This is a genomic window from Kitasatospora sp. NPDC058492, from assembly GCF_042720685.1.
Taxonomy (GTDB): domain Bacteria; phylum Actinomycetota; class Actinomycetes; order Streptomycetales; family Streptomycetaceae; genus Kitasatospora.
This window is the reverse complement of sequence record NZ_JBHXMU010000073.1, coordinates 7,478-22,895: the sequence shown is the minus strand read 5'-3', so window position 1 is coordinate 22,895 and position 15,418 is coordinate 7,478. Positions and strand designations below refer to the sequence as shown.

14 protein-coding genes and 1 pseudogene are annotated in these 15,418 nt (G+C 75.8%); 9 read left to right on the top strand and 6 right to left on the bottom strand.

Features of this window, described 5'->3' with window-relative positions; all coding sequences use genetic code 11:
• Positions 1-39: 39 nt before the first annotated feature.
• Positions 40-1,212 (bottom strand): HAMP domain-containing sensor histidine kinase, encoded by a 1,173-nt coding sequence (locus tag ACFWPI_RS33770; RefSeq protein ID WP_363376610.1) that lies wholly within the window; start codon positions 1,210-1,212, stop codon positions 40-42.
• Positions 1,209-1,994 (bottom strand): response regulator transcription factor, encoded by a 786-nt coding sequence (locus ACFWPI_RS33765; protein ID WP_380378002.1) that lies wholly within the window; start codon positions 1,992-1,994, stop codon positions 1,209-1,211. The genes ACFWPI_RS33770 and ACFWPI_RS33765 overlap by 4 nt, the downstream gene beginning before the upstream one ends.
• A 221-nt stretch (positions 1,995-2,215) precedes the next feature.
• Between ACFWPI_RS33765 and ACFWPI_RS33760 the strand changes: the two are divergent.
• The 3 genes and pseudogenes from ACFWPI_RS33760 to ACFWPI_RS33750 form a co-directional block, all read left to right on the top strand.
• Positions 2,216-2,896 (top strand): annotated as a pseudogene (locus ACFWPI_RS33760) (glycosyltransferase family 2 protein); the annotation flags it as partial.
• A gap of 132 nt (positions 2,897-3,028) precedes the next feature.
• Positions 3,029-3,556 (top strand): DUF2064 domain-containing protein, encoded by a 528-nt coding sequence (locus tag ACFWPI_RS33755; RefSeq protein WP_380378028.1) that lies wholly within the window; start codon positions 3,029-3,031, stop codon positions 3,554-3,556.
• The gene (locus tag ACFWPI_RS33750) at positions 3,553-4,209 is read left to right on the top strand and encodes a class I SAM-dependent methyltransferase (RefSeq protein WP_063346571.1); all 657 of its coding nucleotides are present in this window, start codon (positions 3,553-3,555) and stop codon (positions 4,207-4,209) included. The genes ACFWPI_RS33755 and ACFWPI_RS33750 overlap by 4 nt, the downstream gene beginning before the upstream one ends.
• A gap of 310 nt (positions 4,210-4,519) precedes the next feature.
• On the opposite strand, the gene ACFWPI_RS33745 is transcribed toward ACFWPI_RS33750, so the two are convergent.
• Together ACFWPI_RS33745 and ACFWPI_RS33740 are read right to left on the bottom strand one after the other, a co-directional pair.
• Entirely contained in the window at positions 4,520-5,128 is a 609-nt protein-coding gene (locus ACFWPI_RS33745; RefSeq protein ID WP_063346572.1) for a cytochrome b/b6 domain-containing protein, read from the bottom strand.
• Positions 5,112-5,825, bottom strand: a complete 714-nt coding sequence (locus ACFWPI_RS33740; protein ID WP_063346573.1) for a molybdopterin-dependent oxidoreductase — start codon at positions 5,823-5,825, stop codon at positions 5,112-5,114. The genes ACFWPI_RS33745 and ACFWPI_RS33740 overlap by 17 nt, the downstream gene beginning before the upstream one ends.
• Positions 5,826-6,089: 264 nt before the next feature.
• On the opposite strand from ACFWPI_RS33740, the gene ACFWPI_RS33735 reads away from it, so the two are divergent.
• The 3 genes from ACFWPI_RS33735 (at position 6,090) to ACFWPI_RS33725 (ending at position 10,621) form a co-directional block, all read left to right on the top strand.
• Positions 6,090-6,563, top strand: coding sequence for a hypothetical protein (locus tag ACFWPI_RS33735; RefSeq protein ID WP_244293291.1), 474 nt, complete (start codon positions 6,090-6,092; stop codon positions 6,561-6,563).
• A gap of 317 nt (positions 6,564-6,880) precedes the next feature.
• Positions 6,881-8,107 (top strand): glycosyltransferase, encoded by a 1,227-nt coding sequence (locus ACFWPI_RS33730; protein ID WP_380377999.1) that lies wholly within the window; start codon positions 6,881-6,883, stop codon positions 8,105-8,107.
• Between the two features lie 90 nt (positions 8,108-8,197).
• Complete coding sequence (locus ACFWPI_RS33725; protein WP_380377997.1) at positions 8,198-10,621, top strand: HelD family protein; 2,424 nt, start codon at positions 8,198-8,200, stop codon at positions 10,619-10,621.
• On the opposite strand, the gene ACFWPI_RS33720 is transcribed toward ACFWPI_RS33725, so the two are convergent.
• Positions 10,542-11,966 (bottom strand): glycosyltransferase 87 family protein, encoded by a 1,425-nt coding sequence (locus ACFWPI_RS33720; RefSeq protein ID WP_380377996.1) that lies wholly within the window; start codon positions 11,964-11,966, stop codon positions 10,542-10,544. The two genes, ACFWPI_RS33725 and ACFWPI_RS33720, sit on opposite strands and share 80 nt — an antisense overlap.
• A gap of 113 nt (positions 11,967-12,079) precedes the next feature.
• On the opposite strand from ACFWPI_RS33720, the gene ACFWPI_RS33715 reads away from it, so the two are divergent.
• On the top strand, positions 12,080-13,183 hold the full coding sequence (locus ACFWPI_RS33715) for a molybdopterin-dependent oxidoreductase (protein WP_380377994.1): 1,104 nt from the start codon (positions 12,080-12,082) through the stop codon (positions 13,181-13,183).
• Positions 13,183-13,605, top strand: a complete 423-nt coding sequence (locus ACFWPI_RS33710) for a hypothetical protein (protein ID WP_380377992.1) — start codon at positions 13,183-13,185, stop codon at positions 13,603-13,605. The genes ACFWPI_RS33715 and ACFWPI_RS33710 overlap by 1 nt, the downstream gene beginning before the upstream one ends.
• Here the strand turns inward: ACFWPI_RS33710 and ACFWPI_RS33705 are convergent.
• Positions 13,580-14,431 (bottom strand): S-methyl-5'-thioadenosine phosphorylase, encoded by an 852-nt coding sequence (locus ACFWPI_RS33705; protein ID WP_380377990.1) that lies wholly within the window; start codon positions 14,429-14,431, stop codon positions 13,580-13,582. The two genes, ACFWPI_RS33710 and ACFWPI_RS33705, sit on opposite strands and share 26 nt — an antisense overlap.
• A gap of 243 nt (positions 14,432-14,674) precedes the next feature.
• Here ACFWPI_RS33705 and ACFWPI_RS33700 point away from each other — a divergent pair, with 243 nt between their 5' ends.
• A complete protein-coding gene (locus ACFWPI_RS33700; protein WP_380377988.1) occupies positions 14,675-15,325 on the top strand; it encodes a transglycosylase family protein in 651 nt (216 codons plus the stop codon).
• Positions 15,326-15,418: the final 93 nt, after the last annotated feature.

Here is a 15,418-nt window from a genome sequence, read left to right as displayed (position 1 = left end):
GGCCGCGCGCTCGAAAGGCGGACCCCGGGACCTGCCTCGTCATTCCCTCCGGGCGCGCGGCGCGGGCAGGGCGATCTCGAAGCAGCAGCCCCCGGCGACGTTGCGCACCTCCGCCCGCCCGGCGTGCGCCTCGACGATGCCGCGCACGATGGCGAGCCCGAGCCCGGCACCGCTCTCGCCGGGCTCGCCGGCGGCCCGGCCGTCGTCGCGGCGCGGCGTGCGGGCGGAGCCGCCGCGCCAGCCCGTCTCGAACACCCGGGGCAGGTCCTGTTCCGGGATGCCGCCGCAGCCGTCGGTCACCGACAGCACCACCTCGTCGGCCTCCCGCCGGGCAGCGACGGCCACCACGCCGTCCGCCGGGGTCGAGCGGATCGCGTTGACCAGCAGGTTGCCGAGCACCCGGGTGATCTCCCCGCTGTCCACCTCGACCGGCTCGGCAGCCGCCGGCTCGTCGGCCACCTGCCGCCCCTCCAGCCGGACGCCGCGCCGCCGGGCCAGCGGGTACGCCCCGGCGAGCGCGTCGTCCACCAGGTCGTACACCGAGACCCGGGTGAGCGAGAGGGCGAGCGCGCCCGCCTGGATCCGGGAGAGCTCGAACAGGTCGTCCACCATGCCGGTGAGCCGTTCGACCTCGGTGCCGATCCGCACCAGGTAGCGGTCGGGGTCCTCGGCGACGCCGTCCTCCAGCGCCTCGGCCATCGCCCGCAGGCCGGCCAGCGGGGTGCGCAGGTCGTGCGAGATCCACGCGACCAGCTCCCGGCGGGAGTGCTCCAGGGCCTGCTCGCGCGCCCGGGACTCCGCCAGCCGGGCACTGGTGGCGGCCAACTCCTCGCTCAGCGCGGCGAGTTCCGCGCCGAGCGGATGGTCGGGCGCGGTGAACCCGGCGTCGCTGCCGACCGTTCGGACGGCCTCGGTCAACGCCCGGCTGCCGGCCACCACCTGGCGGCCGAGCAGCGCGGCGGTGAGCAGCGAGACGACGGCGGCCATACCGAGCACCGTGATGACCACGCCGAGGTCGTGGGTGGACAGGAACATCGCCTGCGCCACGGCGAACGTCCCGGAGGTCACCGCGAGGACGGTCACGACCGCCACGCAGAACAGGGACAGGGCGACGGAGCGGCGGCGCAGCAGCCGGATCGCCGCCCAGCCGAGCAGGCCGGCTCCGCCCGCGCCGAGGGCGGCGAACAGGGCGATCAGCAGCAGGTCCTTCACTCCGCACCGCCCTGCGGGCAGGCCCGGTCGCGGGGAGCCGGATCGTGGGGCGCCGGATCGTAGCGGTAGCCGACGCCCCAGACGGTGCTGATCAGGGCGGGCGCGGCCGGGTCGTCCTCGATCTTCTCGCGCAGCCGCCGGACGTGGACGGTGACGGTGGAGAGGTCGCCGAAGTCCCAGCCCCAGACCCGCCGCATCAGGCTCTGCCGGGAGAACACCGTGCCGGGGTGCCGGAGCAGGAACGCCAGCAGGTCGAACTCCCGTAGGGTGAGGGCGAGTTCGCGCGCGCCCCGGTGGGCGCGGCGGGCCTTCGGGTCGAGCGTGACGTCCCCCGAGCGCAGCACCCCGCCGACCGTCCCGTCGGCCGTCCCGTCACCCGCCCCGTCGGCGGTCCCGCTCCCCGCCCGGGCGCGGCGCAGCACCGACTGCACCCGCAGCACCAGTTCGCGCGGGCTGAACGGCTTGGTGACGTAGTCGTCCGCGCCCAGCTCCAGGCCGAGGATGCGGTCCGCCTCGTCGCCCTTGGCGGTGAGCAGCACCACCGGCAGCGCGGCGCCCCCGGCGGAGGCCCGCAGCCGGCGCAGCACCTCCAGCCCGTCGAGGCCGGGCAGCATGAGGTCCAGCACCAGCAGGTCGGGGCGGGTGCGCTCGGCGAGGTCCAGGCCCAGCGCACCGTCGGCGGCCCGGTCCACGTGGTGCCCGGCGCGGGTGAGGTAGCCGGCGACGACCTCGGCCACGGTCGGGTCGTCGTCGATCACCAGGATGTGCGAGGTGTCGTTCACCTCGCCGAGGATAGGAGGCCTCGGCGGTGGACGCGGACGGAAGCGGGCCCGCGTTCGCGTTCCGTAAGATCCGCCGCCCGCACCTCGCCCGACCCGGACCAGCCCAGCCCAGCCCGATGCGGCCCGGCCCGATCCGCCGGACGGGTCAGCCGCCGAGGCGTCCGACTTCCGTAAGGCTGCGCCGCCGCCGCACCCCGCCGTCCCGCACTTAGCGTGGCCGGGTGACTTCACCCACCTCCCCCGTCTCCCCCGTCGACGTCGTGCTGCCCTGCCTCGACGAGGCCGCCGCGCTGCCCTGGGTGCTGGGGCGGATCCCGGACGGCTGGCGGGCCGTCGTCGTCGACAACGGCTCCCGGGACGGCTCCGCCGACCTCGCCCGCTCGCTCGGCGCGACGGTGGTCGAGGAGCCCCGGCGCGGGTTCGGCGCCGCCTGCCACGCCGGGCTGCGCGCCGCCACCGCCGACCTGGTCTGCTTCCTGGACTGCGACGGCTCCCTCGATCCCGCCCAGCTCCCGCTGGTCACCGGCCCGGTGCTGGCCGGCTCCGCCGACCTGGTGCTGGGCCGCCGCCGCCCGGCCACCGCCGGGGCGTGGCCGCTGCACGCCCGCCTGGCCAACACCGTCCTGGCCCGACGGCTGCGCGCCCGCACCGGCGCGCCGCTGCACGACCTCGGCCCGATGCGGGCCGCCCGCCGGGAACAGCTGCTGGCCCTGGGGCTCGGCGACCGGCGGTCCGGCTACCCGCTGGAGATGGTGCTCGCCGCCTCGGCCGCCGGGCTGCGGATCACCGAGACACCCGTCGACTACCTGCCGCGCGCGGGCCGCTCCAAGGTCACCGGCACCCTGCGCGGCACCCGCCAGGCCGTCCGCGACATGCGGGCCGTGCTGGCCGCGCCCCCGCCGACCCTGCTGGTGATCGCCAAGTCGCCCGTCCCCGGCCGGGTGAAGACCCGGCTCACCCCGCCGTGCACCCCCGAACAGGCCGCCGCCCTGGCCGAGGCCGCCCTCGCCGACACCCTGCACACCCTGGGCACGATGCCGGCCGGGCGGCGCGTGCTCGTCCTGGACGGCGAACCGGGCGGCTGGCTGCCCCCCGGCTGGGAGGTCGTCGCGCAGACCGGCGGCGGGCTGGACGAACGGCTGGCCGCCGCCTTCGCGCACGCGGCCCGGGTGGCCCCGCACGCCCCGGCGCTGCTGGTCGGGATGGACACCCCGCAGCTGAGCGCCGCCGCGCTGGCCGAGCCGCTGTCGGCCGCACGGCGGGCGGGCACGGACGCCTGGTACGGCCCGGCGGCGGACGGCGGCTTCTGGGCGCTGGGCCTGGCCCGGCCGACCGCCGAACTGGCCGCGCGCCTGCTGCACGGCGTGCCGATGTCCACCGCGAGGACCGGCGCGACACTCCTGGAACGCCTCGCCGCAGCCGACTTGACGATCCATCAGCTTCCATCACTCACCGATGTGGACACCGTCGAGGATGCCCGCCGCGTCGCCGCCGAGGCCCCGGACAGCCGTTTCGCCGCCCAGCTGGTGACGGTCGACCTGAAGCCGGAGGTGGCGAGTTGACGACCACCACCGCCTGGGTGGACGACCCGTTCGCCGACGCCGTCCGCACCGGGCGCGGCCCGCTCTGGCTGCGCCGCGAGGACGGCCACCGCCTCCGGCTGGAAATCGAACGCTGGTGCGCCCCGGCGGCCGGCGCCGACCACAGCCTGCTCCGGCGCTGCGCCCGCCGTTCCGCGCCCGTCCTCGACCTCGGCTGCGGGCCCGGGCGGCTGGTCGCCGCGCTGCTCGCCCTCGGCGTCCCGGCCCTAGGCGTCGATGTGACCAGGGCGGCCGTCGCCCGCACGGTCGGACTGGGCGGCCCGGCGCTCTGCCGCTCGGTCTTCGACCGGCTGCCCGCCGAGGGCCGCTGGGGCGCCGCGCTCCTCGCCGACGGCAACCTCGGCATCGGCGGCGACCCGGACGCCCTGCTCCAGCGGGGCGCCGAACTCATCGCGCCGGACGGGCTGTTGCTGGTCGAGGTGGAGCCCGTGGAGGTGGACGAGCAGGTCACCGTCCAGGTCGAGGGCCCGGACGGCCGACTCGGGCCGGCCTTCCCCTGGGCCCGGCTCGGCACGGCCGCCGCCCTCAGGCGGGCCCACGCCGCCGCCGGGCTGGTCGAAGCGGAACGCTGGACCTCGCACGGCCGCCGCTTCCTCGCCCTGCACAAGCGGTGAGGCGCACACGACCGCTGCTCCGGACGGCCACGGCCGCACCGCCCCCGGGACGGCGGTGCGGCCGTAGCACCGCTCGGACGGCAGGGAGGCCGGAAGGCCGCCCGCGATCGAGATCGACAGGGCGGCGAGGAGGAAGATTGGCGCCGGGGTCCAAGGAGCCTTGCAGGATGCCGGTCGTGCACCACGCGTGCGGCTGTCGCCCAACCGCCTCTTGGCCCCACGGTCAGGGGTGCCCCGGCGGCACCCTTCGAGGCGTCCCGGCCGAGCCTGCCACATGCCCCGGGCCGCGACAAGACGTCCGACCGGCCGCCTACTCCCGGCCCACCGGCCGCCACTGCGGGTGCTCGCGCTCGGCCCACCGGCGCTCCACCAGCCCGGTCCGCATCCCGAGCCGCGCCTGCGGATCCCGCCAGGCCATCCGGACGTGCCCGACCACCACGACGGCGATGGCCGCGGCCAGCCAGTCGTGGACGAAGGTCGCCCCGGTCCGCCAGGAGGGCGGGGCGAGACGGGGCAGCCACATCAGCAGCCCGGTGCCGACGATCACCAGCATCGAGCCGAGCGTCCACTGCGCGTAGAGCTTCTGCCCGGCGTTGAACTTGCCCGCCGGCCGGTGCGGGGTGCGGCGCCGGACGGCGCGCAGCCAGTCCCAGTCCGCCGGGGTGAAGCGGCTCAGCCGGGCGGCGTCCGCGCGCAGCGCCCGCGAGGCGAGCCCGAGCAGCAGCGGCACGGGCAGCGCGAGGCCGCACCACACGTGCACCGTCACCACCAGCCGCCGGTTGCCGACCAGTTCGGCGAGCGGGGCGAGGTAGAGGCAGGCCGCCGTGGCCAGGCAGACGCCGGTCAGCGCGGCGGTCGTCCGGTGCACCCAGCGCTCGGCCCGGGTGAAGCGCAGCAGGAGTTCAGCCGGTGGGCGCATCGTCACGTCCGTTCGACCGGCCGACCCAGGCGTCGACGTCGTACCCGTTGCGCTCCCAGTAGCCCGGCTCCACCGAGCCGGTCACGGTGATCCCGGAGAGCCACTTGGCGGACTTGTAGAAGTACATCGGCGCGACGTACAGCCGCACCGGGCCGCCGTGGGTGTGGGAGATGGGGTTGTCCTGCATCCGCAGCGCGACCAGCACGTCGTCCCGTCGGGCCTGCGCCAGCGTCAGGCTCTCGGTGTACGCGCCGTCGAAGCAGCTGAACCGGACGGCCCCGGCCCCCGGCCGCACGCCCGCGGCGTCCAGCAGGTGCGCGAGCGGCACCCCCTCGAACGGGGTGTCCGGCACCCGCCACCCGGTCACGCACTGCACGTCCCGCACGAGCCGCCGCTGCGGCATCGCCCGCAGGTCCGGCAGGCGGAACGTCGCGGGCCGCTCCACCATCCCGTCGACGCTGAGCGTGTAGTCCGCCACGCTCCGCTCCGGGACGGACGACACCACCGAGTAGTACCGGAATCCGTTGTTGCCCGGCAGCAGCCCGCTCAGTCCGCTCGGGTCCCGTTCGGCCAACCCCGACTCGGCCCGTTGCAGGTACGGCCCCGCCGCCACCCCGACGGCCCCGAGCCCGAGCAGCCCGAGCACCACCCGCCGCCCCACCGGGGTGCCCCTGCCTTCTTCGCCTGTTCTGTCCACGCCCCGATTGCACCAGCCCGAGCCCGGCCGGCGCGAGGCCCGGCACCGGTCCGTCAGCCTTTCGTCATCTCCGCCAGCAGGGCCCCACGGCCCAGCGGCGGGGCAGCCGAGCGGCGGGAGATCGTTTTCCAGTCAAGTTCGACGATCTTTCGAATCCCGTATTCCCCCAGGTCCGACCGCGCCACTACGGTGCCACGCATCCCCGTTGTTCCCCTCTCCCCGGCCGGCCGCAACCGCCGGGGCTACCGATCGGACCGGTGCGCCGTGACCAGAATCCTCCGTCAGCTGTGGACCCACGCGGGAAGAGCGGCGGCCGTCGTCGCGCTCCTCGCCGCCGCCCTCACCGGCACGGCGGCCGGAACCGCCACCGCCGCCACCCCGGCCGCCCCCGCGGCAACCGCCTCGGTGGGCGGCTGGACCTGCCCCGGAACGCCCGTCCCGGACGGCTACGTCATCACCATGTTCAACTCCAGCGGCTGCAACAACCACGGCGCCTGGTTCCAGGCGCCCGCCCAGAACCGCCTGTGGACCTGCTCCGGCTCGCCGATCGTCTCCGGCTACGTCCTGACCAACTACAACCCCCAGGGGTGCAGCGGCGTCGGCGCCTGGTTCCACGAACTGGTCCGCAACGGCATCTGGACCTGCCCCTACTCGCCGATCCCGGCCGGCTACCGCAGCACCAGCTACGACGCCCGCGGCTGCAACGGCCTCGGCGCCTGGCTCACCATCAAGGCCTGACCCACACCCGGCGGGGCCCGACCGGAACTCCGGTCGGGCCCCGTCCGCGTCGTCAGGTCACCGCGTCGTCAGGTCGTCACGTCGCCATTCCGGGCCGAACACTCCGCACACGCAGCACAGGCAACGCGCGCCGCACACACCGTTTCACCAGCAGAAAAGAAGTCCGCCCGCAGCGGACGAGAAAAAAGGCACAGGAGGAAAAACCACTCCCGGCCACTTCTAACTTATAGCGTACGGGGGGCCTTGCGGCAAGGCCCCGGTCGTGCCGCACAATCGTCGACCTGAACCGGAATCCGCGGAAATTTGGGGTCGCGAAAATGCGTGTGCTGTTGTCGACGTACGGGTCCCGCGGGGATGTCGAACCGCTGGTGGGGCTCGCGGCGCGGCTGCGGGAGTCCGGCTCGCAGGTGCGGGTGTGTGCGCCGCCGGACGAGGACTTCGCGCAGCGGTTGGCCCACATCGACGTGCCGCTGGTGCCGGTCGGCCCGTCGGCGCGGGCGCTGACGGCGGCGCCGGCGTCGCCGTCGTCCCTGCCGGAGTGTGCGGCCGCGGTGATCGCCGGGCAGTTGGAGGCGGTCACGGCGGCGGCCGAGGGCTGCGACGTGCTGGTGGCCACCGGCATGCTGCCGGCTGCGGCGGGCGCGCTGTCGGTGGCCGAGAAGCTGGGCATCCGCTCCGTGTCGGTGACCTTCCAGCAGCTGACCCTGCCCTCGCCGGGCCGCCCGCCGCTGGCGTACCCGGGCCGGCCGTTCCCGCCGGAGGTGACCGACAACCGGGTGCTGTGGGGCCTGGACGCCGAGAGCATCAACGCGCTGTTCGGCGCGGCGCTCAACACCAACCGGGCGTCGATCGGCCTGCCGCCGGTGGACGACGTCCGCGGCTACGTCATCGGCGACCGGCCGTGGCTGGCGACCGACCCGGTCCTGGACCCGTGGCAGGAACCGGCGGACCTGGACGTCGTGCAGACCGGCGCGTGGATCCTGCCGGACCGACGCCCGCTGCCGGCCGGGTTGGAGGCCTTCCTGGCCGCCGGCGCACCGCCGGTGTACGTGGGCTTCGGCAGCATGCCGATGCTCGCCTCCCAGGACGCCGCCCAGGTGGCCGTCGAGGCGGTCCGCGCGCAGGGCCGTCGCGTGGTCGTGGCCCACGGCTGGGCCGGCCCGGGGCGTGTCCGGGCCCCGATCGACGACCGGGGCGACTGCTTCGTCGTCGGCGAGGTCAACCAGCAGGCGCTGTTCGGCCGGGTGGCCGCCGTCGTGCACCACGGCGGGGCGGGCACCACGACGACGGCCACCCGGGCCGGCGCGCCCCAGGTCGTCGTCCCGCAGACCGCGGACCAGCCGTACTGGGCCAGCCGGGTGGCCGAGCTGGGCATCGGCGTGGCACTCGACGGGCCGACCCCGACCACCGAGTCCCTGTCCGCCGCGCTCAGGACGGCCCTCGCCCCCGAGACCCGGGTGTGGGCGACCGCCGTGGCCACCATGATCCGCACCGACGGCGCGGCGCTGGCCGCACAACTGCTGCTCGACGCGGCCGGCCGCTGAGGCGTGCCGGATAATTCCACCCGCCGCCACCCCCGATTTCCCGGCCGACCGCCCGAGGAATCGAAAAGCTCAAAGCACCTGGAGCCAGGTTTGTCCCCCATCTCGTCCTCCCCATCCTCCTCGTCCTCCTCATCCGAGTCCTCTTCGTCCTCCTCGTCCGAACCGAATTCGCCCGCCGACGACTGGCGGTCCGGCGAACTGCGGGCGGAGAACGCGTACGTCGGCAGGCTGTACGAGCGCCTCGAAGCGCAGCGCGCACTCGCGGCCGCCCGGCTGCGCCAGGTCCACCTCCAGGAGAAGGGCGGGACGATCCAGGCCCTCCTGGAGCGCGACACCATGGAGATCCACCACACCCGCCGGCTGGCGGCGCTGCACGCCGCCGAGTACGGGCTGTGCTTCGGCCGGATCGACGACGCCGACGGCGAGCGGCAGTACATCGGCCGGATCGCCCTGTCGGACGACGACCACGAGCCGCTGCTCACCGACTGGCGGGCGGCGGCCGCGGAGCCGTTCTACCGGGCGACGCCCGCCGCACCGGGCGGCGTGGTGGCGCGACGGCACCTGCGGACCAAGGGCCGGACCGTCGTCGACTTCGACGACGACGCCTTCGGCGTGGGCGCCCACGCGGGCCGCAGCGACGCCGAGCTCAGCGGGGAGGGCGCCCTGCTCGCCTCGCTGACGGCGGCCCGGACGGGGCGGATGGGCGACATCGTCTCCACCATCCAGGCCGAGCAGGACCGCGTCATCCGCGACGCGCTCGGCGGCGTCCTGGTCGTGCAGGGCGGCCCGGGCACCGGCAAGACCGTCGTCGCCCTGCACCGCGCCGCGTACCTGCTCTACACCCACCGCGACCGGCTGGCCAAGCACGGTGTGCTGGTCATCGGGCCGAACACGACGTTCCTGCGCTACATCGACCAGGTGCTTCCCGCGCTCGGCGAGAGCGAGGTCGTGCTGAGCAGCATCGGCACGCTCTACCCGGGGGTGACGGGGACCGGCGCCGAGACGCCCGAGGCGGCCGCCGTCAAGGGCGACGCCCGGATGGCCCAGGTCCTCGCCGCCGCGCTGGAGGGCCTGCGGCAGCTGCCGGAGGAGTCGTGGACCATCACCGTGGGCAAGACCTCGCCCTACCACCAGGAGCTCCGGATCGGCCGGGCGCTCTGCGAGCGGGCCCATGCCGCCGCGCACCGGAGCGGCAGGCCGCACAACGCGGCCCGGGCCGACCTGGTGGAGCGGCTCTCCTCGGAGCTGGCCCTGCGGATCGCCCGGGACCAGGGCGGGAAGATGGACCTGGACGCCGTGGCGGACCTCGCCGACGCGCTCGTCGACGAGCCCGAGTTCCAGGCCGTGGCCCAGAAGCTGTGGCCGCTGCTGAACCCGGAGCAGGTGCTCACGAGCCTGTTCGGCTCCCCGGAGCTGCTGGCGAGCGCGATGCCGGACTTCACCGAGGCCGAACGCGCCGCACTGCTGCGCGAACTGCCGGGCCCGGACCGGGAGCCCGCCGCCGAGGAGGCCGAGGAGGCCGCCGAGGAGCCCGTGACCGCCGCGACCACCCGGAGCACCTGGACCGCCTGGACCACCGACGACGTGCCGCTGCTCGACGAGGCCGCCGAACTGCTCGGCCCGCTTCCGGGCGCCGCCGTCGCCCGCCGGGCCGAGGCCGCCGCCGAGGCGGCGGAGCTGGAGTTCGCGAAGATCGTCCTCGACGACTTCGGCGTGGGCCTGGTCGAGATGGACGCGAAGATGCTGGCCCGCCAGTACCGCGGCGAGGAGTCGCTCCGGCCGCTGGCCGAGCGCGCGGCCGAGGACCGGACCTGGGGCTACGGGCACGTGATCGTGGACGAGGCCCAGGAGCTGTCCCCGATGGCCTGGCGGATGCTGGCCCGCCGCTGCCCCGGCCGTTCCATGACGATCGTCGGCGACCTGGCACAGACCGGCGCGCCGGCCGGGCTGAGCTCCTGGGGCCAGGCCCTCGACACGTACACGGCGGGGCGCTGGCGCACGGTGGAACTCACCATCAACTACCGCACCCCGGCCGAGATCATGCAGGTCACCGAAGGCGTCCTGCGAGCGCTCGACCCCTCGCTCGCCGCCCCCACCGCGGTGCGCAGCGGCGGAACCCGCCCGTGGAGCCTGCGGATCCCCGCGGACGGCCGGGCGGCGGCGCTGCGCGGCGCCGTCGAGCGGGAGCTCGCGGCGCTGGACGGCGGCCGACTGGCGGTCATCCACGCGCCTGACGCCCCGGCCGAACTGCTCGACGGGATCGCCGAGTTGGCAGGCGTATCCGTCAACGACGGTCCGGCGTCGCTGGATTCGCCGGCCGTCCTGCTGACGGCCGCCCAGTCCAAGGGACTTGAGTTCGACGCCGTCCTGGTCGTGGAGCCCGCCGAGATCCTCGCGGCGCACGCCCACGGCGTGAACGACCTCTACGTCGCCCTCACCCGCGCGACGAAGTCCCTCGGGGTGCTGCACAGCCGGGACCTGCCGGAGATGCTGCAGGGCCTGGAGCCCCGCTGAGGACGGCGGCCGTTCTCCCGCGCACCAGGGCGCCGACCACGACACACGCCAACGCGACGCCGTAGGCGGCCTGTTGGGCCTCGACCCCGCCCGTCAGATAGAGGTACTGCCCGGCGGCGGGGACGGCGAGCCACTCCCAGCGGCCGCTGAGGCCGACCAGGGCCACCACCAGCAGGCCGTACCAGGGGTAGGCGGGCGCGGCGAGGAGCAGGGCGGTGCCGGTGACGAACAGGGCGCCGTCCCAGGGGCGGGCGGGGTCGCCGCGCCGGAGCACCCACAGGGCGACGGTGGCCAGGACCGCCCCGGCGGCCCACGGCAGCAGGGCGTCCGGCAGGAGGAGGGCGAGCAGGCCGAAGCGGTCGAGGTGCCCCTGCTCGTACCCCTCTTCCTTCAGGTAGCCGGGCAGGTAGCCGAGCACGCCGGTGCCGGAGGCGGCGAGGTAGGGCAGGTAGGCCAGGGCGAACGCACCGAGCGAGGCGCCCAGCAGCAGGGCGTTCTCGCGCGGGCGCCGGCGGGCCAGCGCGCCCGGCAGGGCCAGGGCGGGGATCAGCTTGACCGCCACGGCCGCGCCGAGCAGCGCGCCGGCCCGCGTCGCCTTCCGCCGGGCCGCGTACCCGAGGCCCACGACCAGCAGCAGCGCCCCGAGGGTGTCCACGTGCGCGTCGTTGACCGACCACACCGTCACGCCGGGGCACCACCCCCACAGCGCGGCCCGCCGGCTGCCCCGCCCGATCACGAGCAGCGCCCCCGTGGTCGCCACCGCGAGCAGGGCGCCGGCGGCCTGCATCCCGCGCACCCCTCCCCCGAAGGGGTGCAGGGCGAGGAACCAGGCCTCCGCGACCGGCGGGTAGATGGTGTGCACGGCGGGCCGGTTGATGCGGGTGCAGTCGCCGGCGGCGGTGCGCCGCTCGTCCCAGCCGTCGCAGGCGCCGCCGGTCGGCCACAGGTCGGGGGTGCGCAGTCGGGCGAGCGCCGGGTCGTCCGGGGTGTGCGCGTACGGGGAGGTGCCGGCGGCCTGGACGCGGCCGTCCCAGACGTAGCGGTAGGCGTCGTCGCTGGTGCGCGGCGGGGCGAGCAGGCCGACGGCGGCGACGGCGACGCTCCCGGCCAGGACCAGCGGCACGACCTGACGGCCGCCCACCCGGCGCAGCGCCAGCAGGGCGAGGGCGTACAGGGCGGCGTCGACGGTGTACCAGGCGTACAGCGGTGCGCGGTGGCCGAGCGTGCCGCCGCCGGTGACGGTGAGGGCGAGCGCGGCGGTCAGGGCGGTCAGGGCGGCCGGCGCGAGCAGACAGGGCAGCACGCGGGCGGGCCGGAGGCGGGTTCGCGGGAGGCGGGTGGGCACGCGCCCACCCTGCCACCGGGCGGCGGCGCGCGACGGCAGCGGCGTGGCGCCGTTCGGATTCCGTAAGCACGTCGTGCCGCCGCGAAACCGGGGCCCGGCTGTTCCATGGACGGGTGACTCCGAACCTCCTTCCGCGATTCCGCTCGGCGCTGCACGAGCCGCGCACCGCCGTGGTGCTCGGCCGCTGGCTGGGCGCCGCGCTGCTGGTGTGCTTTCTGACCGGGCTGGTCAGCCACGCCCTCCAGGACCCGCCCGGCTGGCTGACGCCGTATCTGTCGAGCCGCCCGGTGAACGGCTACCGGGTGACCCAGGGGCTGCACGTGATCACCGGCCTGGCGGCCGTCCCGTTGCTGGGGGCGAAGCTGTGGACGGTCTACCCGCAGTTGTTCGCGTGGCCGCCGGTGCGCGGCGTGGCACACGCGCTGGAACGGCTGGGGATCTTCGTGCTGGTCGCGGCGATGCTGCTGGAGCTGTTCACCGGGCTGTTCGACACCCTGCAGTGGTATCCGTGGCCGTTCCCGTTCCGCCAGACGCACTTCTGGCTGGCCTGGCTGGCCGCCGGCGGCCTGTTCGTCCACCTCGCGGCCAAGGGCCCGCTGATCGCGCTGCACTGGCGCCGCTCGGCGGCCGGGCTGCCGCAGCGGCGGGCGTTCCTCGCCGCCGTGACGGCCGCGGTGGGTGTGGTCACGCTCACCACGGCCGGGCAGACCGTCCCCTTCCTGCGCCGGCTGGTCCTGCTGGCCCCGCGCCGCCCCGACCTGGGCCCGCAGGGGCTGCCGGTCAACCGGACCGCCGCGCAGGCCGGGACGGTCACCGTGCCGGCCGACTGGCGGCTCCGGGTGGACGGCCCGCAGCCGTACCGGCTCTCCCTCGCCGAGCTGAACCAACTTCCGCAGTACGAGGTGCACTTGCCGATCTCCTGTGTGGAGGGGTGGAGCTTCTCGGCGCGCTGGACCGGGGTGCGGGTGGCCGATCTGCTGGTCCGGGCGGGCGCCCCGGCCGGCTCGGGCCTGCTGATCACCTCGCTGGAGGCGGACGGCCCGTACCGGGAGATGCGGATGCCCGCCGAGTACGCCGTCGACCCGCTCACCCTGCTCGCCCTGCGGATCAACGGCGAGGTGCTGACGGCGGACCACGGCTTCCCGGCGCGGATCATCGCGCCCAACCGGCCAGGGGTCCTGCAGACCAAGTGGGTCGCGCGCCTGGAGGTGATCTGATGCCCCGGTGGCTGCGCGCGGTACTGCTGCTCGGCGGGCTCGCCCTGATCGGCTTCGGCCTGTCGGGCCTGCTCACCGACTTCTACATCACCGCCCCGCTCGACGTAGCGGTCTGGGCGGTGGGCGGGGTGCTGCTGCACGACGGGCTGTGGGTGCCGCTGGTCTGCCTGGTCGGCGCGCGGCTGGCGCGCGACTGGGCGTTGCGCGGCTGGCTGGTCGTCGCGGCGGCGGTGAGTGCGATCGGGCTGCCGGCGGTGCTGCGGGACGGCGAGAACCACGGCAACTCCTCCCTGCTGCCGCTGCCGTACCTGCGCAACTGGCTGCTGGTGCTGGCCGCCACCGCCGGGCCGGTGCTGCTGTTCGCACTCGTCCGGTGGTGGCGGCGGCGCCCGCGGGTCAGACGCCCGGCAGACCCGTCGTGAGCCCGTCCAGGGCGTGCGAGCAGACGCAGTCCCGGGCGGCGGGCAGGCTCTCCAGCGCCTTGAACAGCACCGTGCGCAGCCGGTCGACGTTTCCGGCGAAGACCTCCAGCACCTCGGCGTGGGTGACGCCCTCGCCGCTCTCCACGCCCGCGTCGAGGTCGGTGACCAGCGCCAACGAGGTGTAGCAGAGGCCGAGTTCGCGGGCGAGGACGGCCTCCGGGTGGCCGGTCATGCCGACCACGGACCAGCCGTTCGCGGTGAACCAGCGGGACTCGGCGCGGGTGGAGAAGCGCGGGCCCTCGATCACCACCAGGGTGCCGCCGTCCACCGGCTCCCAGGCCGCGCCCCGGGCGGCGTCCAGGGCGGCGCGCCGCCCGTCCGGGCAGTACGGGTCGGCCATCGAGACGTGCACCACCTCGGGCACCGCCCCGCCGGGCAGCGGCAGACCGTCGTAGTAGGTCTGCACCCGGCCGGAGGTGCGGTCGACGAACTGGTCGGGCACCAGCAGCGTGCCGGGCCCGTACTCCGGGCGCAGCCCGCCGACGGCGCACGGTCCGAGCACCTGGCGCACGCCCAGGGAGTGCAGCGCCCACAGGTTGGCCCGGTAGTTGATCCGGTGCGGCGGCAGGCCGTGGCCGCGCCCGTGCCGGGGGAGGAAGGCGACCCGGCGGCCGGCCACCTCGCCCAGGAACAGCGCGTCGCTGGGCGGCCCGTACGGCGTGTCGACGCGCAGTTCGGTCACGTCGTCGAGCAGCGCGTAGAGCCCTGAGCCGCCGATCACGCCCAGTTCGGCGCGCGGAGCACCGGTTCCCTGATCGATCGTCATCGTTCGTACCCTTCCTCGGGGAGGCGTCCCGGCCACTCTAGGGTCCGCGCGGCGCCGCCGGTCCTTACGGTTCCGGGACGGCGGGCGGGGCCGGATGGCCGCGGGCCGTCGGGGTGGTCCGGGGCGGCCGAGCGGGTGACTTGCCGGACGTGTCGGCGGTGGCGCGCCCCACCCGGCGTGCGTCGGTGGGTGTGCGCCGCCTCCGGGCGGTGCGCGCCCTGTTCCCGAAGTTGAGAGCCGCCGATGCCTCCCACCGTTCGTCTTCGCCGCCTCGTCCCCGCCGCCCTGTGCGCGCTCGCCGTGGCCCTCACCGCTCCCGCGGCCCAGGCCGCTCCCCCGGGCCGCGGCCCGGGCACCGACCCCGGCCGGGGGTACGACGGAGGGAGGTACGACTGGGAGAGCGTGGCGGCCTGCGAGAGCAGCGGCGACTGGCACGTCAACACCGGCAACGGCTACTTCGGCGGCCTCCAGTTCGACACCCCCACCTGGCGCGACAACGGGGGCCTCGCCTACGCCCCGCGCGCCGACCTCGCCAGCCGCGAGGAACAGATCGCGGTGGCCCAGCACCTCGCCGGGCGGCGCGGCCTCGCCCCCTGGCCCGCCTGCGGCGCCCGCGCCACCCGCGACCACGAGCGCGAGCGGGGCGCCGCCCTGCCCCCGCCGCCCGCACCCGTACCCGCGCCCGCGCCCGCGCCCGCGGCTGACAGCGACAGTGCCGGAGCCGAGGCCGGCGACGGCGGGTGGACGGTCCGCGAGGGCGACACCCTGGGCGACCTCGCCGAAAGCCTGCGCGTGCCCGGCGGCTGGCCCGCCCTCTACGCGCTCAACCGCGCCGCCATCGGCGACGACCCGGACCTCATCCAGCCGGGCACGGTGCTGCGCCTGCCGTCCTGAACCCGGCTCCCGCACAGCAGTCGGGCCCCCCCGGCGGAGAGGGCCGGGCGGGGCGACGCCGGGGTGGGGGGGGGGGGGCGCCGACGGGGACGC